Genomic DNA, 22008 nt, shown 5'->3' on the forward strand with positions numbered 1-22008 from the left:
CGGTGAGGACTAGACCTCGGTCAGGACCTTGGTGACGTTGGGGTCAACCGAGATGCCAGGGCCGAACGTGGTGGCCACGGTGGCCTTCTGGATGTAGCGGCCCTTGGAAGCGGACGGCTTGAGGCGGAGGACCTCTTCCAGTGCGGCTGCGTAGTTCTCGGCCAGCTTGATGGCGTCGAACGAAACCTTGCCGATGATGAAGTGCAGGTTCGAGTGCTTGTCGACGCGGAAGTCGATCTTGCCGCCCTTGATGTCGTTGACGGCCTTGGCGACGTCAGCGGTCACGGTGCCGGTCTTCGGGTTCGGCATCAGGTTACGCGGACCCAGGACCTTACCGAGGCGGCCAACCTTGCCCATGAGGTCAGGGGTGGCGACGGCGGCGTCGAAGTCGGTCCAGCCGGCGGCGATCTTTTCGATCAGGTCATCGGAACCAACGAAGTCGGCGCCGGCCGCGATTGCAGCCTCAGCCTTGTCGCCCGTTGCGAAGACGAGGACGCGGGCGACCTTACCGGTGCCGTGCGGCAGGTTGACGGTGCCGCGGACCATCTGGTCGGCCTTACGCGGGTCAACGCCGAGGCGGAAAGCGACCTCAACGGTGGCGTCGAACTTGGACGGGTTGGTGTCCTTGGCGAGCGTCACTGCCTCGAACGGCGCGTAGAACTTCTCCGCGTCGATCTTGGCCGCGGCTGCCTCATATGCTTTGCTGCGCTTTGCCATGCTGCTTATTTCTCCTTGTGCAGTTGTGGTCTGCGGACCGCGCTGGGCCCTGCCACAGGCGGCATTCCGGCTGGTGTATCCGTTCCGGAATTCCGCTGTTCATTGTTTAGGTGGTGCCGGCTGGCCGGCGGTGCTGACGGCGTCGTGACCGGTTTCCCGATCCCGGCGCATCAGCGGGGGGAATTAACCCTCGACGGTGATACCCATGGAGCGGGCGGTGCCGGCGATGATCTTCGCTGCGCCTTCGAGGCTGGTGGCGTTGAGGTCTTCCATCTTGGTGGTGGCGATCTCGTTGACCTGGGCCTGGGTCAGCTTGGCAACCTTGACGGTGTGCGGGGTAGCCGAACCCTTGGCGACGCCTGCAGCCTTTTTGATGAGCTCTGCAGCCGGCGGGGTCTTGGTGATGAACGTGAAGGAACGGTCCTCGTAGACCGTGATTTCCACGGGGATAACGTTGCCGCGCTGGGCTTCCGTCGCAGCGTTGTACGCCTTGCAGAATTCCATGATGTTGACACCGTGCTGGCCGAGCGCAGGACCGATCGGCGGGGCCGGGTTAGCGGCACCTGCCTGGATCTGCAGCTTGATGAGGCCGGTGACCTTCTTCTTGGGAGCCAATGTAGGTCCTTCTCTCAAATACGTCCTGGGGCACAGGAGCGTGCCTCAGGTTGGTGGCCGCCATGGCAAGGCGGCCGGCCGCTCCGTGGCTGCTAAGCGGGCAGCCCGGGGCGAATTCTTAGGGAACAGCTAGATCTTGCTGACCTGGTTGAACGCCAGGGTGACCGGAGTCTCGCGCTCGAAGATGGACACCAGCACCACGAGGGTCTGGGAATCGATCTTGATCTCGGAGATCGTGGCGGGGAGGGTCTCGAACGGGCCTTCCTTGACGATGACCGACTCGCCAACCTCGAAGTCGACGTCGACCTGGGCGGCGGCGTGCTTGACCGGCTTGCCCTTCTCGGCCTGCTCTTCTTCGAAGACCGGCGCGAGCATGGAGAAGACCTCATCGAGGCGCAGCGGGACCGGGTTGTGGGCGTTGCCCACGAAGCCGGTGACACCGGGGGTGTGGCGGACGGCGCCCCAGGAAGCGTCGGTCAGGTCCATGCGGACCAGGACGTAACCGGGAATGCGGACACGGTTGATGACCTTGCGCTGGGCGTTCTTGATCTCAACGACTTCCTCCATCGGAACCTGGATTTCGAAGATGTAATCTTCCATGTCCAGGGTCTGGATGCGGGTCTCAAGGTTGGCCTTGACGCGGTTCTCGTAGCCTGCGTAGGAGTGAATGACGTACCAGTCACCCTCCTGGCGGCGCAGCTTGGCTTTGAACTCGTCCGCGGGGTCGACGTCGGCCTTAGCGGCCGCCGCTGCCAGCACGTCGGCGTCAGCCTCATCAGCGTCGGCGTCAGCCTCATCAGCGTCGGTGGCGTCGGCTGCAACTGCCTCGGCGTCGTCTGCCGCTTCTTCTTCCGTGGCTACGGCCTCGTCAGTGACGTCGGATTCGGGCGCAGCAGACACAGCCTCGGACTCTTCCGCGGCTTCCACCGCGGCGTCCTGGCTCTTATCCAGCTCAGTCTCAGTTACCTCGAGCTCCTGCTCAGACACTTGGTCTCCTGCTTCCTCATTGCCTAACATGCCTATTTAAATGACTCAATTCCGCACACCCCGCGGAATCTCCGGTTTCCCGGGGCATCCACGCAGTCTGCGGACCGGTCGCCTTAGCTGTCCGTGGGGCCGCTGCCGCCGAAGACCCAGCTGACCGCGGTCCCAAAGGCCAGGTCCAGCAAGGTGACGATCACCATCATGATGGTCACGAACACCAGTACCACGAGTGTGTAGTTGATCAGTTCTTTACGGGTCGGTGCGACGACCTTCTTCAGTTCGCCAATGACCTGGCGGATGAAGATCGCGATACGAGCGAAGAAGCCGGGCTTGGCGGCATTCTTGGCGGGGCGGCCTTTGGAGCTGCTGGCAGCTGTTTCGGTCACCTGGTCCTCACTCATCCTCGCAATGATCGGATACCCGGCTCTGAACTGAACCATGGTTGCTGCGCTGGTTCCGGATAATCCGGAACAGCATGCGCAGGGCAGACAGGACTCGAACCTGCAACCTGCGGTTTTGGAGACCGCTGCGCTACCAATTGCGCCACTACCCTTCGGGGATAAAAACCGCTCCGGCCGATGCGTCCCACAGGCTTCCCTGAGGCGCAGGCCATCATCGTGTTTTCAACACCGGAGAACCAGTCTACGCAACAACTGCGCCTACGTCGAACCGGCCCTCTTCCGGACCCCTGCGTGCCTGCGAAAACCAACTGACAGCCGTCAGTCACATTCGGGTTCAGGCACCCCGGGGGATCCGCTGAACAGCATAGAGTAGATTTCGTCGAATCCCATATCCAGCCTTCCAGCTGCAAGCGAAGAACGGACCCGCCCATGTCTGCTGCCCGCATTTCCCAGCGCATTTCCGCCATAGCCGAATCCGCCACTCTGGCCGTCGATGCCAAGGCGAAGGCGCTGAAGGCAGCCGGCCGTCCGGTCATTGGCTTCGGTGCCGGGGAACCCGACTTCCCGACCCCCGGTTACATTGTGCAGGCCGCCATCGAGGCCGCCAGCCAGCCGAAATACCACCGGTACTCCCCCGCCGGCGGGCTCCCCGAACTGAAGCAGGCCATCGCGGACAAGACCTTCCGGGATTCCGGCTACCAGGCGGCGGCGTCCCAGGTGCTGGTGACCAACGGCGGCAAGCAGGCCGTCTACAACACCTTCGCCACCCTGCTGGATCCGGGCGACGAGGTCATTGTTCCGACCCCGTTTTGGACCACGTACCCGGAGGCCATCCGGCTCGCCGGCGGCGTGCCGGTGGAGGTCTTCGCTGGCCCGGAGCAGGGCTACCTGGTCACTGTGGACCAGCTGGAAGCGGCCCTCACCGAGCGCACCAAGATCCTGCTCTTCGTCTCCCCTTCCAACCCCACCGGCGCCGTGTACTCGCCGGAGCAGGTCAAGGAGATCGGCCAGTGGGCAGCGTCCAAGGGCCTGTGGGTTGTCACCGACGAGATCTACGAACACCTGACCTACGACGGCGTGCCGTTCACCTCGATCGCCACCGCGGTGCCCGAGCTCGGCGACAAGGTGGTCATCCTCAACGGCGTCGCGAAGACCTATGCCATGACCGGCTGGCGCGTGGGCTGGATGATCGGGCCCGCGGACGTCATCAAGGCCGCCACCAACCTGCAGTCGCACGCGACGTCGAACGTCTCCAACATCCCCCAGGTCGCCGCCCTCGCGGCTGTGTCCGGGCCGCTGACCGCCGTCGATGAGATGAAGGTGGCATTTGACCGCCGCCGCAAGGCGATCGTCGCGGGCCTGAACGCGATTGACGGCGTTGACTGCCCGACGCCGAAGGGCGCGTTCTACGTGTACGCGGACGTCCGCGCGCTGCTGGGCAAGGAGTTCCCGTCTGCGAACGGCCCGGTGCGGCCGGCCACCTCTGCCGAACTCGCGGCGCTGATCCTGGACGAGGTCGAGGTGGCTGTGGTTCCCGGCGAGGCGTTCGGCCCGTCCGGCTACCTGCGCCTGTCCTATGCACTCGGCGACGACGACCTGGCCACGGGCGTCGCCCGCCTGCAGGACTTCCTCGGCAAGGCGAAGTAGGAACCTACCAAACGCTCCCGCAGGTCCGGCACCATTCCTCCTGACGCTCCCGCAGGTCCTGCACCATTCCTCCTGACGCTCCCGCAGGTCCGGCACCATACCTACCCGACCTACCCGACGCTCCCGCAGAACCCGACGAGCGTCCGCCGCATTACCGCACGACCTGCGGGAGCGGCCACCCCAAAACCGCACCACCGCATCACCGCACCACCTGCGGAAGCGTCGGGCCTAAAAGCGCCTGAAGTGCGGGAGCGTCCGGGTTTTAGGCGCCGGACGTGCGGGAGCGTTTGTGGTTAAAGGAGGCGGCGCTCGGCGGCCCAGCGGGTCAGCTCGTGGCGGCTGGAGAGCTGGAGCTTGCGCAGCACGGCCGAGACGTGGGTTTCAACGGTCTTGATCGAGATGAACAGTTCTTTGGCCACCTCCTTGTAGCTGTAGCCGCGGGCGATAAGGCGCATCACCTCGAGTTCCCGCGCCGAGAGCCTGTCGAGCTCGTCGTCGGCGATGTCCGCGGGGGCCGTGCCGAACGCGTCCAGGACGAAGCCCGCCAGCCGGGGTGAGAAGACGGCGTCGCCGCCGGCCACGCGGCGGACGGCGCCGCTGATCTCCGCGCCGGAAATGGTCTTGGTGACATAGCCGCGCGCGCCGGCCCGGATCACGGACACCACATCTTCTGCCGCGTCGGAGACGCTCAGCGCCAGGAACCGCGTGGTGCCCAGCAGGGGCGCCGAGCCGGCCAGGACCTCGCGTCCGCCGCCACCCCGGCCGCCGGGAAGATGGACGTCAAGGAGCACGACGTCGGGGCGCTGGACTGCGATGACGGCGATTGCCTCCTCCACCGTTCCGGCCTCCCCGGCGACGACGATGTCCGGGTCCAGGTCCGCCTTCAATCCGGAGCGGAAGATGGCGTGGTCGTCCACGATCACCACGCGAATCGGTGCGGGGTTTCCTTGCACAGGGTTTCCCGATGTTGGGCTGGTCACGGTTTGGCCTCTCCGTTGGCGTTGTTGGCGGCGGCCGCGGCAGTTCCGGCGGAGGCGGCGGCGACGGGCAGCCGGAGCCGCACTTCGGTGCCGTCCTGGCTGCTGGTGATCGCGGCGGTGCCGCCGTGGCGGTTCATCCGGCCGATGATCGATTCCCTGACGCCGAGCCGGTCCTGGGGAACGGAATCCGGGTCGAAGCCCGGGCCCCGGTCCTTGACGAAAACTTCCGCGGCGGCGTCGGTGACTTCCAGGTACACGGACACGGCGCCGCCGCCGTGCCGGGAGGCGTTCAGCATGGCCTCTCGGGATGCCTGGACGAGGGCCTCGTGGCGTTGGGTCATGGCGCAGTCCCCCACGCTGACCACCTCGACGGCGTTCCCCAGGGCGTCCTCGACCTCGGCCGCAGCGGCCTTGATGCCGTCGGACAGCTGGCCGGATTCCTTGTCGGCGTCCCGGTACAGCCAGCCACGCAGCTCGCGCTCCTGCGCGCGGGCCAGCCTGATGACATCGTGCTCGTTGCCGGCCCGGCGTTGGATCAGGGCGAGCGTCTGCAGCACGGAGTCATGGAGGTGGGCGGCGATCTCGGCACGCTCGGTGGCGCGGACCCGCCCCGCGCGCTCGGTTTCCAGGTCGCGCCAGAACTTCAGCCCCCATGGCAGGAGCACCAGGGCCACGCCGCCGAGCACGGCCACCGAGGCCAGGAGGGCGAGCCAGGTCTGTTCCCAGGACCCCGAGCCGGACACCATGACCAGCACGCCGGCCACGACGAGGGCGAGCCCGGCCGCGAGGCGGGCCCAGCCGCCGGCCTGGTTCGCTTTGGTCTTGTCCACGAGCCCCGCCCGGCGGGTCTCGTCCAGTTGCATCCAGGCGATCGCGGCGCCGCCCAGGATCGCCGCGACCGGGATCAGGGTACCCAGCGGCACGTCGACCCCCAGGAGCCGGGCGATCAGGATCCCGGCGGCCAGCAACAGGCCTGCGCCCAGCAGGATCTCCTTGCCAAAGGGCATGCCGGACACTTTGGACCGCCAGGATCCCGGCGCCGCCGTCGTTGGCGTTCCACTGGTTCCGGGGGCTCCCGGCATGCCGTGGGCGTCGGGCAGGTTTGCGACGCCTGGAGTGTCCGGGAAGCTCACTGCCGGAGCGATGGGCGACGCCGGGCGGCGGGCGTTGCGCCGGGCGCTTTCATCCGCCGTGGGGACCATGATCCAAAGCCAGGCGTAGAACGCCACCCCGGCCCCGCCGGCGAGCGCGGCCACTGCCATGCCGATCCTGACCATGCGCACCGGCCAGCCCAGGTGGGTGGCGAGGCCCGCGCACACGCCGGCAATCACGCGGTCGCTGCTGCGGACCAGCGGCGGTCGGGCGGGCGCGGTTGTCATGCCTCAATCCAAGCACGGATCGGGGTTTCCCGGACGCGTTTGAGGGCCCAACCGGGGGCCACTCAGGGACCGTTCAGGGTGTTCCCCAGTAGAGCCCGGCGCCGGGAACGGGAAGGATCGAAGTATGAACCCGCACACCCCGCACCCCGATGAGGGCCCGGCCTCCGCAGACCGGCCGGCCACGGATCTATCCCGCCCCGAACTTCCAGAACCGGAACTTCCAGAACCGGAACGTCCCGAACCCGAACGCCCCGCCGCAGACCTTCCGCACACGGAACGTCCCGACCCCGATCTTCCAGGCACGGGCCAGCCCGCTCCGGCCTTCTCCGGGCCGGGCGGCGCGCCGCCGGAGCCGCCGCGGCTTTACCCGCCCGGCGATCCGAATGGGCCGTTGCCCGGCCGGCAAACCCAGAATTTCTTCGACTGGATCCGCAGCCAGGGCATTTACCGCGGACGCGACCGCTGGATCGGCGGCGTGGCCAGCGGCATAGCCCACCGGCTCGGCGTCGATCCGCTGATTATCCGCGGCGTCCTGATCGTCCTGACTGTCTTCGCCGGAATCGGCGTTCTCGCCTACGGCCTGGCCTGGGCGTTGCTGCCCGAACACGACGGCCGCATTCACGTCCAGGAGGCCGCCGCAGGGCGGTGGACGGCCGGCATGACCGGCGCGCTCATCACCTCGGTCATTGGTTTCCCCAGCCTGGGCACCGGGGTCTGGGGCTGGGACCGCTTCGGCTTCGGCGCCTTCGTCTGGACCGTCTTCTGGGTGGGCGGCGCCATCTACCTCGTCTACTACCTGACCCAACGCAACAAGATCCGGGACGGGGCCACTGCCATGCCATCGCGTTACGACTCCGGCAGCCCGGCCGGCGCCGCGGCTTTTGCGGCTAGCCCCCGCACCGCCGCCGGGCCGCAATCAGCAGGCAGCTTCCCGCAGGGCGGCGGCCGGACATATGGCGACCCGGCTGACAGCTCTCGAGTCACCGGCACCGTACCGGACTGGGGTCCGCCCCCGCCGTCGGGACCCATTGCGTCCGGCCCCGTCCCGCCCGGCCTTGTTCCCCCAGACGGCTACGGACCGGGGTCCGGCGGCACACCGCCCGCACCGGCCGCGCGCAACCTTGGCCCGGGCGCTCCGGCGGTCGCCATCACCGTCGGCTCCGCCCTCCTGGTGGGCGGGGGCATCAAGGCCCTCGACGCCGCCAACGTGATCGATCTCGGCGATGCCGGCAACGCGCTGGTCTGGGCCTTCGGCGCGGCCATCCTGGGCCTCGGGATCCTGTTTGCAGGGCTGAGGGGCCGGACCTCCGGGATCCTGGGCTTCTTCGCAGTCGTGGCCCTGCTGATCGGCGCCATTTTCAGCGTGGTCCCGCACGGGGACCGGTTCCGCTTCCAGAACGCCGATTGGGCTCCGGCGAGCATTCAGCAGGCCCAAGGCGGCTTCGAGATCACCGGCGGCGCCGGAACCGTGGACCTGACCAAGCTGGCGCTGAATCCGCCCCTGGGCTCCGACGTCGTAGTTCCGATCGACGCGACAGCCAGCAACCTCACCGTCGTCATCCCCGCCACCGTTCCGGTGCACGTCCAGGCGGACATGACCATGGGCAACCTCCACGACGGCAACCAGGACCGCGGCGGCATGACGACGCAGCAAAGCGACTACAACACCGCAAAACCGGGCGCCCGGCTGGTCCTGGAGATCTCCGGCACCGTCAGCAACGTGACCATCAAGGAAGGCAACTGACATGAGCAGCTATGACGACTCGCCGCTGGCCGACGCCGGGCACGACCCCGAAGCGGGTTCGCCCGCCCGGGTGGGCACAGTGGTCTGGGGACTGACAGTGGTGGCATTGGCCGCACTGATCATCATTTCCCGGCTCGGCCTCGTGGCCCTCAACGGCACCTATGTGCTGATCGGCCTGATGATCGGGGCAGGGGGCGCCCTGGTCGTGGGCGGCCTGGTCTCGGCGCGCAGGCGTGACAATAAGTCAACTACAGGGAAGTCTTGACCCATGGATAAATTCTTCGACACCATCCGGGGCCTCGGCCTGAAACGTGGTCCGCAGCGCTGGGTTGGCGGCGTTTGCGGCGGGGTTGCCGCCAGACTGAACGTTGATGTGGCCTATGTCCGAATCGCCTACCTGCTCCTGAGCCTGCTCCCTGGCCCGGCGTTCGTGGTCTACCTCGCGGCCTGGCTCCTCCTCCCGGACCAGCGCAACGCAATCGTCCTCCAAAGCTTCCTCTCGAAGCGTTCCTCCCGGCCCTGACATCCGTCACCGGCCGTCCAAGCACCGGCCGTCCAATCACAGGCCGGCCACTCACAGGCCGGCCCGGCCCGGCGGCAAGCTGCCCCGCACCACGAAAAGGTGCCCCCGCCATCATGGCGGGGGCACCTTTTGTAACCGTTTGTGTCCTGCCCCACACCCGCCACTAGACTCTAGGGTGAGCTCAGCGTGGCGCTCTGCCTGTACCCCTTCAAACCAGGATTTGAGCCAAGACATGAAAATTGGAATCCTCACCAGCGGCGGAGACTGCCCCGGCCTGAACGCCGTCATCCGTGGCGCCGTCCTCAAAGGAATCGCGGTCCACGGCCAGCAGTTCGTAGGATTCAAGGATGGCTGGCGCGGCGTTGTCGAGGGCGACATCGTGGAAATTCCCCGCACCATGGTCCGCGGCATCGCCAAGCAGGGCGGCACCATCCTGGGCACGTCCCGAACCAACCCGTTTGAGAACGGCGGCGGTCCCGAGGTCATCAAAGCCAACATGGACCGGCTCGGGATCGACGCCATCATCGCCATCGGCGGAGAAGGCACCCTGGCCGCCGCAAAGCGGCTCACCGACGCCGGCCTCAAAATCGTGGGCGTGCCCAAGACGGTCGACAACGACCTCGACGCCACGGACTACACCTTCGGCTTCGACACGGCCGTGGAAATCGCCACCGAGGCAATCGACCGGCTGCGCACCACCGGAGAGTCCCACCACCGCTGCATGATTGCCGAAGTCATGGGACGGCATGTGGGCTGGATCGCCTTGCACGCCGGCATGGCCTCGGGCGCCCACGCCATCCTGATCCCGGAGCAGAAGGCCTCCATGGAACAGATCGCCGAGTGGGTCGTCTCCGCCCACGACCGTGGCCGCGCCCCGCTGCTCGTCGTCGCCGAGGGGTTTGTGCCCGAAGGCCAGGAGTCCCCGCATTCGGAGCGCGGCCTCGACACCTTTGGCCGGCCCCGCCTCGGCGGCATCGCCGAAATGCTGGCCCCCGAACTGGAGGCCCGCACCGGCATCGAGACCCGCGCGACGGTCCTTGGCCACATCCAGCGCGGTGGCGTCCCGACGGCGTTCGACCGGGTCCTGGCCACCCGCCTGGGCATGGCCGCCATCGATTCGGTAGTGGAAAAGCGCTGGGGCACCATGGTGTCGCTGCACGGCACGGATATTGTGCATGTCGGTTTCGACGCCGCACTCGGCAACCTCAAGTCCGTACCGCAGAGCCGCTACGACGAGGCCGCAGTCCTCTTCGGCTAAGCGGGACAACACCGGCGGGGTCCGGCTCGGCGCGGCCCGCAGGGAAGAGCCGGGCGGGCAGCGCCGCAGGGAAGAGCCGGGCGAGCAGCAGGACGCCCGGCCGCGGTGGGTAGGGTTGATTCATGACTCTTGAGCCAGGTTCCGCAGAAATTGTCCAGCTCGCATGGGCGCGCCGCCTGGGGTTCGACGACGGCGCCTTCGCGGCTGCCGCCGGCGTGAGGCTCACCCGGGCGGATGAGACAGCCCGGTCCCTGCAGTTCGTCCGCCTGTTCGGCAATTCCGCCCTGGTGGGCCCGCAGTGGGCGCTGGACGCCGCCGAGGGTCTCTCGGACGAGGAACTGGCCCAGCACGTGACGCTGCTGACCATCACCCGCGGGCACGGCGGCCACGGGCTCGGCGCCGCGGCACTCTTCTTCGCCGACGACCTCCCCCTGCAGCAGCCTGCCGGGGAGTTGACGGTCTCGCACGGGAACCCGGAAGCGATCGAACTGGAGACGTTCTGCCCGCCCGACGACGTCAACGAGGTGGGCCTCGCCGACCTGGAACACCGCTTCACCGTCCTGCATCTGGAAGACGGGCGGCGGACGCCGGTGGCCTGCGGGGCGTATGCGGAATGGGAAGGGCTCCTGGCCCATATGGGCGTGCTGGTCTCGCCCGAATGGCGGCGCCACGGCCTGGGCAAGCTGGCCGCCTCGGTAGCCGCCCACGAGGCCCTCGCCGCCGGGCTGACGCTGCAGTGGCGTTCAGAAGTCAGCAACAAGGGGTCGCTGGCGCTGGCCCGGAGCCTGGGATTTTCCGCGGGCGGCATCCAGACCAGCGTGCTGCTGGGCTGATCCGGATGCCGCCAGGCTAGCCCCGCTCCGCTGCGGCCCTGTCCGCGTCGGCTTCGTCCGCGTCCGCTTGGTCCGTGTCCGCTGCTGCGGCTGTGGCTGCGGCAGCATCTGGTTCGCCCCAGCCCTGGACCGGCTTGGGCTTGGCGAAGAACAGCGCCACGGCAGCACCGAGCAGGATGACCGCCGCCGGAAGCAGGATGGACTGGCCCATCGCCGTCGAGAACCCCTCATGAAGCTCCGCCGGCAGGGCCCCGCCGAAGCCCATCGGGCTGGCGTCTGCGCCTGCTCCGGGCCGGGCGGGGAGCTCGGCCGCCAGCCGCGACTGGATCAGGACGGCGATGGCGGCGCTGCCGAGCACGGCGCCGATCTGGCGGGTCGTGTTGTAGACACCTGAGCCGGCTCCCGCCTGCCGCGGCGGCAGGTTGCGTGTGACGGTGGAACTCAACGGCGCCCAGATGCCTGCATTGGCGAAGCCCAGCACTGCGCTCGGCAGCAGGAACAGCCAGATGGGGGTGTCCGGGTGCATGAGCAGGGCATTCCAGAACAGCGCCACGGACATCAGGACCAGGCCGGTCGCGGTGATGAATTTCGGGTTGACCTTGTCGATGATCCGGCCGACGACGGGGGCGAGGCCGCCCGAGATCAGCGCCATCGGCACCATCATGAGCGCCGACTGGGTCGGGGTCAGTCCGCGGACGATCTGGTAGTAGAAGATCAGCGGCAGGCTGAACGCGGTGACGGTGAAGCCCACCGTGGTGATCGCAATGTTGGCGAGCGAGAAGTTCCGGTCCTTGAATAGGGACAGGGGCAGCAGCGGTTCACCCGTGTTGAACTTCTGCCACAGGACGAAGACCACCAGCACGGCGATGCCGCTGATGATCAGGCCCCAGACGGTGATGGGGCCGGCGATGGTGCCCCAGTCGTACGTCGCGCCCTCCTGGATGCCGAAGACCAGGAGGAACAGGCCGAGGGCACTGAGCAGCACGCCGGGAATATCGAACTTGTGCGGGTGGGTGGTCAGCGACGGGACGAAACGCTGGGCGAGGATGAAACCGACAATCCCGACGGGAACGTTGATGAAGAAGATCCATTCCCAGCCGAGGCCGTCGACCAGCACGCCGCCCAGGATCGGGCCAACCAGCGTGGCGACGCCGGCCGTGGCACCCCAGATGCCCATGGCCGCTCCGCGGCGGTCCGGGGGGAAGATCCGGGTAATGACGGCCATGGTCTGCGGCGTCATCATGGCCGCGCCGAGGCCCTGGACCACACGGGCCGCGATGAGGATCTCGACGCTGCCGGACAGGCCGCACCACAGCGATGCCACGGTGAAGACGACGAGTCCGGAGAGGTAGAGCTTCTTCGGGCCGAAACGGTCCCCGAGCCGGCCCGTGATCAGCAGCGGCACGGCATAGGCGAGCAGGTAGGCGCTGGTGACCCAGATCACGGAGTTAATGTCAGTGTTGAGGCCCTCCATAATGCTGGGGTTGGCCACCGAGACGATGGTGGTGTCGATCAGGATCATGAAGAAGCCGATCACCAGGGACCAGAGTGCCGGCCATGGCCGGGCTACGTTTTCCATGCGGTTCCTTAGGGGCTGGTGTGAAACGGTGGATGGGCTGTGTGTGTGGGGGCGGCCGGGTCCCGGCCGCGGTCCTGCGCGGAGTTCACCACGGCAGTTCGCCGGAGCGGAGCTGGTCCTGAAGGCTGCGGATCCAGGCGATTTCGGCACGCAGCGTACTCTGCTGGAACTGGACATCGATCCAGTACTTGCGCTCCACGCCCTTCTTCGCGAGCAGTTCCTCGCTTGAGACCAGGAAGCCGAGATGTTCCTCCAACGCCTGAAGACGCCGGTCGAGGAGTTCCACGACGACGCCGGCGGGCAGGTTGTAGGCCTCGGAGATGGCCAGCGGGAAGGCCGGGTATTCGTTGACCGGGGCGGCGAGTATGTCCTGCAGCCACGCCGTGAACGCTTCGCGGCCCGCAGCCGAGATCGTGTAGGTGGTGCGCTCCGGACGGTTGCCTCCCCGGTCCGTTCCCGTGGCTGTGACCAGCCCCCGATCCTCGAGCCGCCCGACGGCGTGATAAAGCGTTCCTGGCCGGACCTTGACCAGCCGGTCCTCGTGCCGTGCGATCAGGAGCTGATACATCTCGTAGGGATGCATCGGTTCTTCCACGAGCAGGGAAAGTGCGGCGACACCCAGGGGTGTCAATGCGGTCGCCCGGGCCATGGTGCAGTCCTTCTCGGTTTAGCAGTGTTCTCTTCGGCCTAAACGGCAGTTACTCCACTAAAGATTATTCCACGTGGAGTATTTGAGGGCAATCCTCCCCAAACCCGGGCCGGCTGCGCCCCGGCCCCAGGCTCGATTGGTCAGCCGAGGAGGGCCAGGATCTCCGTCCGGGCGAACATCTGCGCGGCGGCCCGCGCGGTGGGGGTGCCGGCGTCCGGGTCGGCCCCGGCGTCCAGCAGTTCCCGGGCCACGTCCGTGTAGCCCTTGAAGACAGCACCGGCCAGGGGGGTCTGGCCTCGGTCGTTCGGCGTGTTGGCGTCGCCGCCGTGGTCCAGGATCAGCCGGACAGTGCCGGCGTGGCCGTGGTAGGCCGCCAGCATCACCAGGGAGTCGCCGGAGGAGGTGGTCAGTGTGGCCGGGGCGCCGGCAGCCAGGTAGCTGCCCAGCAGCGTGGAGTTTCCCTCGCGGGCGGCGTCGAAGAGCGCGTGCGCCAGTGCGAGTGTCTCGTCGTCGGGTGCGGCGCCCGGCTCGTTCACTGTGGACTCGCCGCTCATCGGGTGCCCCGCAGGAAGCCGGTCTGGCGTCCCACCACCTGGCCGGCGTCGGGGGCCACAATGACTTCCTGGGCCGCGGAGTACGGCTCGTCCCCGTCCACGACGGTCAGGACCTCGTCCGGGGCGACGGAGCGTTTGATCACGGCCAGGGCGACGGGGCCCATCTCGTAGTGCTGCGCCACGGAGGTCACGTTGCCCACTTTCCGCTCGCCCGCACGCACCTCGCTGCCGGCCGCGGGCAGGGTGTGCTGGGAACCGTCGAGCTGGAGGAACACGAGACGGCGCGGCGGGTGGCCCAGGTTGTGGACGCGCGCGATCGTCTCCTGGCCCTTGTAGCAGCCCTTGGCCAGGTGCACGGCAGTGCGGAGGAGGTCGAGCTCATGCGGGATGGTCTTGTCGTCCGTTTCCGCGCCCCAGCGGGGCCGCCACGCCGCAATCCGCAGCGCTTCGGAGGCCATGGTGCCGGCGAGGGCCCGGTCGCCCACGGTCGCGACCAGCTCGTCCGCCGGGACCAGGTACTCAAACCACGGCCGTTCCAGTCCTGGATGGGCGTCCTCGCCCACCACAGCGTAGGAGTAGCCGCCGGCGCCGACGTGCGGCCACGGGTCTTCCCAGGCCTGCAGCGCCTCCCATTCCGGGATGCGGTGTGTGGAGCCGAGTACCGCCCAGTCGGCGGAGACGTCCGCGATTTCGACCCGGAGCATGAATTTCATCTTGTTGAGCCATTCGGCGAGCGGGGACGCCTCGGCTGCCTCGACGATCAGCCAGGTCGTGGCGCCGTCGTCCACCACCCTGGCGTCAAATTCGATCCGGCCCTGCACGCTCAGCAACAGCAGTTCGGTGGACTGGCCAGGGGCCAGCGAAGTGAGCTCCTGGGAGGACAGCGTGTTGAGCCAGCTCAGGCGGTCCGGCCCGCTGACCGTCACCACACCGCGGTGCGAGAGATCGACGACGGCGGTGCCGGCGGCCAGCGCCCGCTGCTCCCGGAGCGGCTCGCCGTAGTGGGCGGCGACGCCGGCATCGGCGCCGCCGGCCTCAACCGCGGCCGGGCGCGACAACAGGGGGCTTTTGATAGTCATATTGAAAGGAACGTCCTTAGCTCTGTGCGTATTCCGGCCCCGGCAGGTTCCGGCCCCGGCAGGGACAATCTGGCTCCGCCGGACTGTGGGGCCGGCCGGTCCTAGCGGTATTCCGGATTTTCAAAGTCGAAACGGGTGCCCGCTTTCCAGGCATCGGGCAGGTTTCCGTAGGCGGGAATGCCGCCCGCATCCTTGAGCGTGCGCGCCAGGTGCAGCATGTTCCAGGTCATGAAGGTGGTGTTGCGGTTGGTGAAATCGCTCTCCGGCCCCCCGGACCCCTGGTCAAGGTAGCTCGGTCCCGGCCCGACGGGACCGATCCAGCCGGCGTCGGCCTGCGGCGGGATGGTGAAGCCGATGTGCTGGAGGCTGTACAGGACGTTCATGGCGCAATGCTTGATGCCGTCCTCATTGCCGGTGATGAGGCAGCCGCCCACCTTCGGATAGTAGGCCCACTGGCCCTTCGCGTTCAGCTGCCCGGAGTGGGCGTAGAGGCGCTCGATGAGCTTCTTGGTCTGCGAGGAGTTGTCCCCCAGCCAGATGGGCCCCGCGACGACGACGATGTCCGCTTCCTGGACGGCCGGGTAGAGTTCCGGCCACTCATCGGTGGCCCAGCCGTGTTCGCGCATGTCCGGATAGACCCCGCTGGCGATGTCGTGGTCCACCGTGCGGATCACGCGGGTGGTGACGCCTTGCTTCTCCATGATCCGGCGGCTGACCTCGATCAGGCCCTGGGTGTTGGACACGTCCGGGGACTTCTTGAGCGTACCGTTGAAGAACACGGCCTTGAGGTCGGCGTAGCTGGCGCTGCCGGGTGCTGTGCTGCCGGGTGCTGAGCTGGTGCCTGTGTCATTCACGGTATTTCTCCTCGGTCGATGGTGACAACGGAAAAATCAGTGAGACCGCGTAATTAGCCTACTTTGGCGAGGATGGCCGATGCGTGGGCCTCCAGGCCGCCGCCCGCCGTCGAATTCCTGCCGGTGGCCACGTCCCAGCGCCACAGCAGGTTTCCTTCCACCAGCCCGAAGATCCGGGTGGCCGCCGTGTACTCCTTGGAGTGGCTGCCGCGCATCACCATGTCGGTGCTGAGCTGGATCTGGGGGCCCTTGATCTGGCCGTAGTACAGCTCCGAAATCCCGCCGGGGTGGGCGATGGAGACCGAGATGTCGAAGCCGCCGTCGCTGTTGCGCAGGGCCTCCACCTCGTCGGCGCTCTTGAGCACCGGGACGATGTCCGCCGGGATCAGGCCGGGGCCGCCGTCCTCCTCACGCTGCTTACGCTCCAGCGCCCAGAAGCCGGTCTCGACGGTGAGGGGACGCAGTTTGGTGCCCTCGTCGTCGGTCAGCCAGCTCTCGGCGCGGTACTGCAGGTACGGCAGGCCGTTGTGCGTAAACGAGACGTGTTGCAGGAAGTGCTCGGAGTCCTCGTCTCCAGCCCCCAGCCGGCCGCTGCCCTCCCACTCACCAATGAGCCAGGACAGCGGAACGATTTCGGGGGTCAGATCAGTAGGGATTTCAATCGGCACAGCATCTACCTCTGGAGGCTACGGGGTCTGGAACGTGTTACTTCTGGCCTTTGAAGAGGCGGTACACGACAAAGCCGGCAAACCACGCCATGGACAGGCTGGCCACGCCAAGCAGGACAAGGAAAAAGATCTCATATGCAAGTACGGACATGATGCCATCCTAACGCCTAGTAGATGAGTAGTTTGTCTATGAAGTAGGCCAGTGAACCGACAGCAGAAACCGGCCCGAGCCCCATGCCCACGGCCGCCAAAACATTCAGGCCCTCACCGTTGAGGATGACGAGGCGGCGGAAACTCACCAGCACCGCCCCCACGACGACGCCGACGAGGGCCGCCGGCAGCACGGCGATGTCGGAGAAGACCAGGCCGGCGAGCGGCCCGGCAAGGCCGGCGCTCACGATGCCCAGCGGCGCCACGATCCGGTCCGGCCAGCGGATCAGCCCCGCCAGCAGCGCGATCGCCGAGCTGATGGCCGCCACGAGGATCATTTCTCGGACCCCGTTGAAGCGCGAACTCGCAATCCAGCCGGCGCCGAGGCAGGAGAGCAGGACACCCGCGCACGAGCCCAGGGTGGATTCGAGGCGCTGGGCCTGACCGGTGCCCCGGATCAGCTGCATGACGAAGATCGCAATGACCCCGACGGCCAAGAACGACGGCGTCCAGTCCAGGAAGCCCGGAGCCGGGAGATAGGTCGCAGCCACTGCCGACCCCACGCCGGGCAGGCCAATCAAGACCGCGAGCGTCTTCTTGGCGGGGATGCCGAGAAAGTAGGGCCAGCCGATACCGATGCCGGCGGCGGCGAGCGCCGCGACGGCGAGGAGGACCTCAGGCGAGGCATAGGCTCCGGCGACAATCGCCGCGAGACCGGCCAGGCCGATGATCCCGACGCTCCACGGCTTCACTGTCTGCTCGCCATCGGCAGACCCAGCATGGCCAGACCTTCGCTCACTGCGGACCCCAATTCGACTCGGCTCAATTTCGACGGGCCGCGGGCCCTGACGGTTCAATCCTGCCCTATGTGAACGGTATGTGTCGCAAAAGGAGGCGCCGGAGGTGACGGGACCATGGCCGGTATGGGGCCTTTAGGTATACTCAACATCAGCAACAAGACGCCCAACGATGCGCGGACACCCCTTGGAGGAACAATGTCGCACATCCTGCTATTGACGAACAGCACGGGAACATCCGTGGACGTCCTGCCTGCTCTGGAACTGCTGAACCACCGGGTGCATATCCTTCCGGCCGAGCCCACTGCCCTGCTCGAGACCGACCCCTGCGACATCGTCCTGCTCGATGCCCGCAAGGACCTGGTCGGCGCACGTTCCCTCACCCAGCTGCTCAAGGCCACCGGCCTCAGCGCCCCGTTGATGCTGATCCTCACCGAGGGCGGCATGGCCGCGGTCTCCTCGGCGTGGGCCGTGGACGACATCCTCCTGGAATCCGCGGGCCCGGCAGAAGTCGAGGCGAGGATCCGGCTCGGCGTCGCGCGCGCCGTTCCGGAGAAGGAGGACGTGCCGACCGAAATCCGGGCCGCCGGCGTCGTGATCGACGAGGCGAGCTACACCGCACGGGTCAACGGCGCCGCGCTCAACCTGACCTTCAAGGAATTTGAACTGTTGAAATACCTGGCCCAGCACCCCGGCCGGGTGTTCACCCGCCAGCAGCTGCTGACCGAAGTCTGGGGCTACGACTACTACGGCGGCACGCGCACCGTGGATGTCCACGTCCGGCGGCTGCGGGCCAAACTGGGCGCCGACCACGAGAACCTGATCAGCACCGTCCGCAACGTCGGCTACCGCCTGACCCTGGTCCGCCAGCCCGAGGACGAACTGACCGAAGCCTGAGCGCCACGGCCGCCACAACGCGGCGGCGCCGGTACGCAGGCACCGTACACAAGCACTGAACGCAGGCACTGAACGCAGAAGGCCCCGGACTCTGGAATCCAGAGTCCGGGGCCTTCTTGGTGCACCAAACCATCGGCACAAACTTCTCAGTATCTAGCAGTACTTCTCAGTGGAGGACATACGGGTCGAACGTATCGAGGCCACCCCAGTGGTGGATCCCCCTCGCATCTGGCTTAACGCCGGACGAGATAACGACTATACGCGGCCGTCCGCAGTTCGACAAAATCGGCCCCTGACCCCCATGCACCCGATAGCCTTGCACCATGAGCCCTGCGCACCCGGAAAACTGGCCCGTACACACTGAAAAAGGAACCGTGGACGCCGCGCTGCTGCGGGACGTCGCCGCCCTTGTCGCCGCGGCGGAAGAGTCCGACGGCAATCCGCCGCTGTCCGAACAGACGCTTGTCACGCTGCGCGCCGGCGATGCGGGCGAGCACTCGGTGCTTGCCCTGGCCCTCTATGCCCCGGACGCCAAGTTGGATCCCGCGACGGCGCAGGACCTGGCCGGCGTCGCCGTCGTCATCGAGGAACCCGACGGCAGCGGCATCCTCGAGGTCGCCGTCCATCCCAGCTACCGCAACCAGGGCGTGGGCGACCGCCTGTTGGGCGAACTGAAGACCGTCCGCGGCTTCGCCGGCCTGAAAGCCTGGTCCCACGGAAACCACGAGGCCGCGGCCGACCTCGCAGCCCGCTACGGCTACGGCGCCGTGCGTGAGCTGTGGAAGATGCGGCTGATGACGGCGGCAGCGGCCCTGCCGGAGGCCCAACTCCCGGACGGCGTACAGGTCCGCACCTTCGTGCCCGGCCGGGATGAGGACGCCTGGCTGGCCGCAAACAAGGCCGCTTTCGCCCACCACCCGGAGCAAGGCAACATGACGCGGGCCGATCTGGACGCCCGGATGGCCGAACCGTGGTTTGATCCCGCGGGCTTCCTGCTGGCCGTCGACCCGGCGGACCGGCTCCTGGGATTCCATTGGACCAAGGTGCACCCCCGGCACGGCGACCACCCCGCAATGGGCGAGGTCTACGTGGTGGGCGTGACCCCCGATGCCCAGGGGTCCGGGCTCGGCAAGGCCCTCACGGTCGCCGGCATCAGGCATCTCCAGGGCCTGGGGCTCCGCGCCGTCATGCTCTACGTCGATGCCGACAACACCCCCGCCGTCGCCCTCTACCGCCGGCTCGGATTCACCCGCTGGGATGTCGATGTGATGTACGCGCCGCTGCCGCAGGAGCCAACACCGGCCGCCGCTCCCGCACCGGACGGCGTTAGTCAAGTCGGCGGATAACCGTCCCGGCCCGGGCCGAAACCTGGGGTCATCCGGCCATGATTGCTTGTAAGGTTGAAGCTACATCGCGCCAGCATTGAGGAGACACCATGCCACGGGATACCGCCCGGACATCCACGTCTGAACCAGCAACGCCGGAAAAGGGGGCGCGTCCGGTACGTGCCCGCTTTGGCTCCTCCGAAGTGCCGGCCTCGCGCGCCACGCAGGACCGGATCGATATTCCGGAGTTCGCGCCGAACCCGGAACCGGAAGGCGACATCCGCCCCGACCGGTTCCTGGACCGGGAACTGAGCTGGCTTGCGTTCAACGCGCGGGTCCTGGAATTGGCCGAGGACCCCAACCTGTACCTGCTGGAGCGGGTCAGCTTCCTGTCCATCTTCGCCTCCAACCTGGACGAGTTCTTCATGGTCCGGGTGGCCGGGCTGAAGCGGCGGATCGCCACGGGGCTCGCCGTCCCCTCTCCTGCCGGGCTAAGCCCCATGCAGGTCCTGGAGCAGATCGGCGAGGAGGCCCACCGGCTGCAGCAGCGCCACGCCCGGGTCTATGCAGAACAGATCCGTCCGGCGCTGGCCTACGAGCACATCCACCTGATGCACTGGGAGGAACTCGACTCGCAGGCCAAGGACCAGCTCAGCGCCATGTTCGCGGAAAAGGTTTTCCCGATCCTGACGCCGCTGGCCGTGGACCCGGCGCACCCGTTCCCCTACATCTCCGGGCTGTCCCTGAACCTTGCCGTGGTGGTCCGCAACCCGGTCAGCGACAAGGAGCTCTTCGCCCGTGTCAAGGTCCCTGACCAGCTCCCGCGCCTGATCTCCATCGACGGCGCCCGCGCCGGCTCCGTCCCCGGACGGGTGGCACGGTTCATCGCGCTCGAAGAAGTGATCGCCGTGCACCTGGACCAGCTGTTCGCCGGCATGGAGGTCCTGGAACACCACATTTTCCGCGTGACCCGCAACGAGGACGTCGAGGTCGAAGAGGACGACGCCGAAAACCTGCTGCAGGCCTTGGAGAAGGAACTCCTGCGCCGCCGGTTCGGCCCGCCCGTCCGCCTTGAGGTCACCAATGACATCAACCCGAACATCCGTGCCCTGCTGATCCGCGAGCTCGGCGTCGAGGAATCCGAGGTCTACTCCGTGCCGGCGCCGCTGGACCTGCGCGGACTCTCGGTGATTGCCGGGATCGACCGGGCGGACCTGCACTACCCCAAGCACGTCCCGCACACCTCGCGCTACCTCAACGAATCGGAAACGTCCAAGGCGGCCAACGTCTTTGCCGCCATGCGGCGACGGGACATCCTCCTGCACCACCCGTACGACTCCTTCTCCACGTCGGTCCAGGCGTTCCTGGAACAGGCAGCCGCGGATCCCAAAGTCCAGGCCATCAAGCAGACCCTGTACCGCACGTCCGGTGACTCCCCGATTGTCGATGCCCTGATCGACGCCGCCGAGGCCGGCAAGCAGGTCCTGGCGCTCGTGGAGATCAAGGCGCGCTTTGACGAGCAGGCGAACATCTCCTGGGCCCGGAAACTGGAACAGGCCGGCGTCCATGTGGTGTACGGCATCGTGGGGCTCAAGACCCACTGCAAGCTCTCCCTCGTGGTCCGCCAGGAAGTGGACGGCCTGCGCCGCTACTGCCACATCGGCACCGGCAACTACCACCCCCGCACGGCCCGCTACTACGAGGATCTGGGCCTGCTGACGGCGAACGAACAGGTCGGCGAAGACCTTTCGAAGCTGTTCAACCAGCTCTCCGGCTACGCGCCGAAGTCCACGTTCAAGAGGCTGCTCGTGGCGCCCCGCTCGGTCCGTTCCGGGCTGATCGACAGGATCGAAACCGAGATCAGGAACGCCCGGGCCGGCATCCCCGCCCGCGTCCAGATCAAGGTCAATTCGATGGTGGACGAGGCCATCATCGATTCCCTGTACCGCGCGTCCCAGGCCGGGGTGCAGGTGGATGTCATTGTCCGCGGCATCTGCTCCCTGCGGCCCGGCGTTCCGGGCCTGAGCGAGAACATCACGGTCCGCTCCGTGCTGGGCCGCTTCCTGGAACACTCCCGCGTCTTCGCCTTCGCCAATGCCGGCGACCCGGTGGTTTACATCGGCTCGGCCGACATGATGCACCGCAACCTCGACCGCCGGGTTGAAGCCCTCGTGCAGCTGACGAGCGGCGACGACACGAGCTACGTCCTGGACTTGCTCAACCGATACATGGTGCCCGAAACGGCGAGTTGGCATTTGGACAAGCAGGGCGAATGGACCCGCCACCACCTGGCGGAAGACGGCCAGGACCTCAAGGACGTCCAGTCCTGGCTGCTCGCCTCCCGCTCGCGCCAGCGCTCGACCAGCCTGCGGTAG

22 protein-coding genes and 1 tRNA gene are annotated in these 22008 nt (G+C 67.2%); 9 read left to right on the plus strand and 14 right to left on the minus strand.

The genetic code is table 11. The annotated features are described in order from the left end of the window. Positions 1-9 precede the first annotated feature (9 nt). From rplA to AC1DRO_RS05620, 5 genes are all read right to left on the minus strand, one after another. Entirely contained in the window at positions 10-717 is a 708-nt protein-coding gene (gene rplA / locus AC1DRO_RS05600; protein WP_091251962.1) for a 50S ribosomal protein L1, read from the minus strand. Positions 718-900: 183 nt separating this feature from the next. Continuing rightward, a complete protein-coding gene (gene rplK, locus AC1DRO_RS05605) occupies positions 901-1332 on the minus strand; it encodes a 50S ribosomal protein L11 (RefSeq protein WP_018773647.1) in 432 nt (143 codons plus the stop codon). Positions 1333-1461: 129 nt separating this feature from the next. Beyond that, positions 1462-2319, minus strand: a complete 858-nt coding sequence (nusG, locus tag AC1DRO_RS05610) for a transcription termination/antitermination protein NusG (RefSeq protein ID WP_476950108.1) — start codon at positions 2317-2319, stop codon at positions 1462-1464. 113 nt (positions 2320-2432) lie between these two features. Then, positions 2433-2717 carry a preprotein translocase subunit SecE gene (gene secE, locus AC1DRO_RS05615; RefSeq protein WP_028276538.1) on the minus strand — a complete coding sequence of 95 codons (285 nt, stop codon included), beginning with the start codon at positions 2715-2717 and terminating at the stop codon, positions 2433-2435. 79 nt (positions 2718-2796) lie between these two features. Then, positions 2797-2869, minus strand: a tRNA-Trp gene (locus tag AC1DRO_RS05620). A 277-nt stretch (positions 2870-3146) separates the two neighbouring features. Between AC1DRO_RS05620 and AC1DRO_RS05625 the strand changes: the two genes are divergently transcribed. Beyond that, a complete protein-coding gene (locus AC1DRO_RS05625; protein WP_028276537.1) occupies positions 3147-4364 on the plus strand; it encodes a pyridoxal phosphate-dependent aminotransferase in 1218 nt (405 codons plus the stop codon). Between the two features lie 293 nt (positions 4365-4657). On the opposite strand, the gene AC1DRO_RS05630 is transcribed toward AC1DRO_RS05625, so the two are convergent. Beyond that, complete coding sequence (locus AC1DRO_RS05630) at positions 4658-5344, minus strand: LuxR C-terminal-related transcriptional regulator (protein WP_476950109.1); 687 nt, start codon at positions 5342-5344, stop codon at positions 4658-4660. Beyond that, positions 5341-6723, minus strand: a complete 1383-nt coding sequence (locus tag AC1DRO_RS05635; protein ID WP_476950110.1) for an ATP-binding protein — start codon at positions 6721-6723, stop codon at positions 5341-5343. The genes AC1DRO_RS05630 and AC1DRO_RS05635 overlap by 4 nt, the downstream gene beginning before the upstream one ends. Before the next feature lie 124 nt (positions 6724-6847). Between AC1DRO_RS05635 and AC1DRO_RS05640 the strand changes: the two genes are divergently transcribed. The 5 genes from AC1DRO_RS05640 to AC1DRO_RS05660 all read left to right on the plus strand — a co-directional run bounded on the left by AC1DRO_RS05640 (position 6848) and on the right by AC1DRO_RS05660 (position 11081). Continuing rightward, positions 6848-8467 carry a PspC domain-containing protein gene (locus AC1DRO_RS05640; RefSeq protein ID WP_476950111.1) on the plus strand — a complete coding sequence of 540 codons (1620 nt, stop codon included), beginning with the start codon at positions 6848-6850 and terminating at the stop codon, positions 8465-8467. Between the two features lies 1 nt (position 8468). Then, a complete protein-coding gene (locus AC1DRO_RS05645; RefSeq protein WP_028276533.1) occupies positions 8469-8732 on the plus strand; it encodes a hypothetical protein in 264 nt (87 codons plus the stop codon). 3 nt (positions 8733-8735) lie between these two features. Beyond that, positions 8736-8990 carry a PspC domain-containing protein gene (locus AC1DRO_RS05650; protein ID WP_476950112.1) on the plus strand — a complete coding sequence of 85 codons (255 nt, stop codon included), beginning with the start codon at positions 8736-8738 and terminating at the stop codon, positions 8988-8990. 232 nt (positions 8991-9222) lie between these two features. After that, a complete protein-coding gene (locus AC1DRO_RS05655) occupies positions 9223-10248 on the plus strand; it encodes a 6-phosphofructokinase (RefSeq protein WP_018773638.1) in 1026 nt (341 codons plus the stop codon). 122 nt (positions 10249-10370) lie between these two features. Beyond that, entirely contained in the window at positions 10371-11081 is a 711-nt protein-coding gene (locus AC1DRO_RS05660; RefSeq protein ID WP_028276531.1) for a GNAT family N-acetyltransferase, read from the plus strand. Between the two features lie 16 nt (positions 11082-11097). Here the strand turns inward: AC1DRO_RS05660 and AC1DRO_RS05665 are convergent, their stop codons facing one another. From AC1DRO_RS05665 to AC1DRO_RS05695, 7 genes are all read right to left on the minus strand, one after another. Next, the gene (locus AC1DRO_RS05665) at positions 11098-12660 is read right to left on the minus strand and encodes an MFS transporter (RefSeq protein ID WP_476950113.1); all 1563 of its coding nucleotides are present in this window, start codon (positions 12658-12660) and stop codon (positions 11098-11100) included. Positions 12661-12745: 85 nt separating this feature from the next. Further along, positions 12746-13309: a PadR family transcriptional regulator gene (locus tag AC1DRO_RS05670; protein ID WP_476950114.1), complete on the minus strand. Its 564-nt coding sequence runs from the start codon at positions 13307-13309 to the stop codon at positions 12746-12748. Between the two features lie 140 nt (positions 13310-13449). After that, on the minus strand, positions 13450-13863 hold the full coding sequence (locus AC1DRO_RS05675) for an ankyrin repeat domain-containing protein (protein WP_476950115.1): 414 nt from the start codon (positions 13861-13863) through the stop codon (positions 13450-13452). Further along, positions 13860-14942: a CAF17-like 4Fe-4S cluster assembly/insertion protein YgfZ gene (ygfZ, locus tag AC1DRO_RS05680; RefSeq protein WP_476950116.1), complete on the minus strand. Its 1083-nt coding sequence runs from the start codon at positions 14940-14942 to the stop codon at positions 13860-13862. Before ygfZ ends, AC1DRO_RS05675 begins: the two co-directional genes overlap by 4 nt. A gap of 101 nt (positions 14943-15043) precedes the next feature. Beyond that, positions 15044-15796, minus strand: coding sequence for a flavodoxin family protein (locus tag AC1DRO_RS05685; RefSeq protein ID WP_476950117.1), 753 nt, complete (start codon positions 15794-15796; stop codon positions 15044-15046). Between the two features lie 53 nt (positions 15797-15849). Continuing rightward, entirely contained in the window at positions 15850-16464 is a 615-nt protein-coding gene (locus AC1DRO_RS05690) for a nitrobindin family protein (RefSeq protein ID WP_476950118.1), read from the minus strand. Between the two features lie 167 nt (positions 16465-16631). Beyond that, positions 16632-17366 (minus strand): permease, encoded by a 735-nt coding sequence (locus tag AC1DRO_RS05695; RefSeq protein WP_476950119.1) that lies wholly within the window; start codon positions 17364-17366, stop codon positions 16632-16634. A gap of 243 nt (positions 17367-17609) precedes the next feature. Between AC1DRO_RS05695 and AC1DRO_RS05700 the strand changes: the two genes are divergently transcribed. The 3 genes from AC1DRO_RS05700 to AC1DRO_RS05710 all read left to right on the plus strand — a co-directional run bounded on the left by AC1DRO_RS05700 (position 17610) and on the right by AC1DRO_RS05710 (position 22008). Next, entirely contained in the window at positions 17610-18308 is a 699-nt protein-coding gene (locus AC1DRO_RS05700; protein ID WP_028276526.1) for a winged helix-turn-helix transcriptional regulator, read from the plus strand. A gap of 323 nt (positions 18309-18631) precedes the next feature. Next, complete coding sequence (gene mshD, locus AC1DRO_RS05705) at positions 18632-19654, plus strand: mycothiol synthase (protein WP_476950120.1); 1023 nt, start codon at positions 18632-18634, stop codon at positions 19652-19654. Positions 19655-19743: 89 nt separating this feature from the next. Further along, positions 19744-22008 (plus strand): RNA degradosome polyphosphate kinase, encoded by a 2265-nt coding sequence (locus tag AC1DRO_RS05710; RefSeq protein WP_028276525.1) that lies wholly within the window; start codon positions 19744-19746, stop codon positions 22006-22008.

The sequence above is a fragment of the Arthrobacter sp. P4_F11 genome (assembly GCF_056401395.1).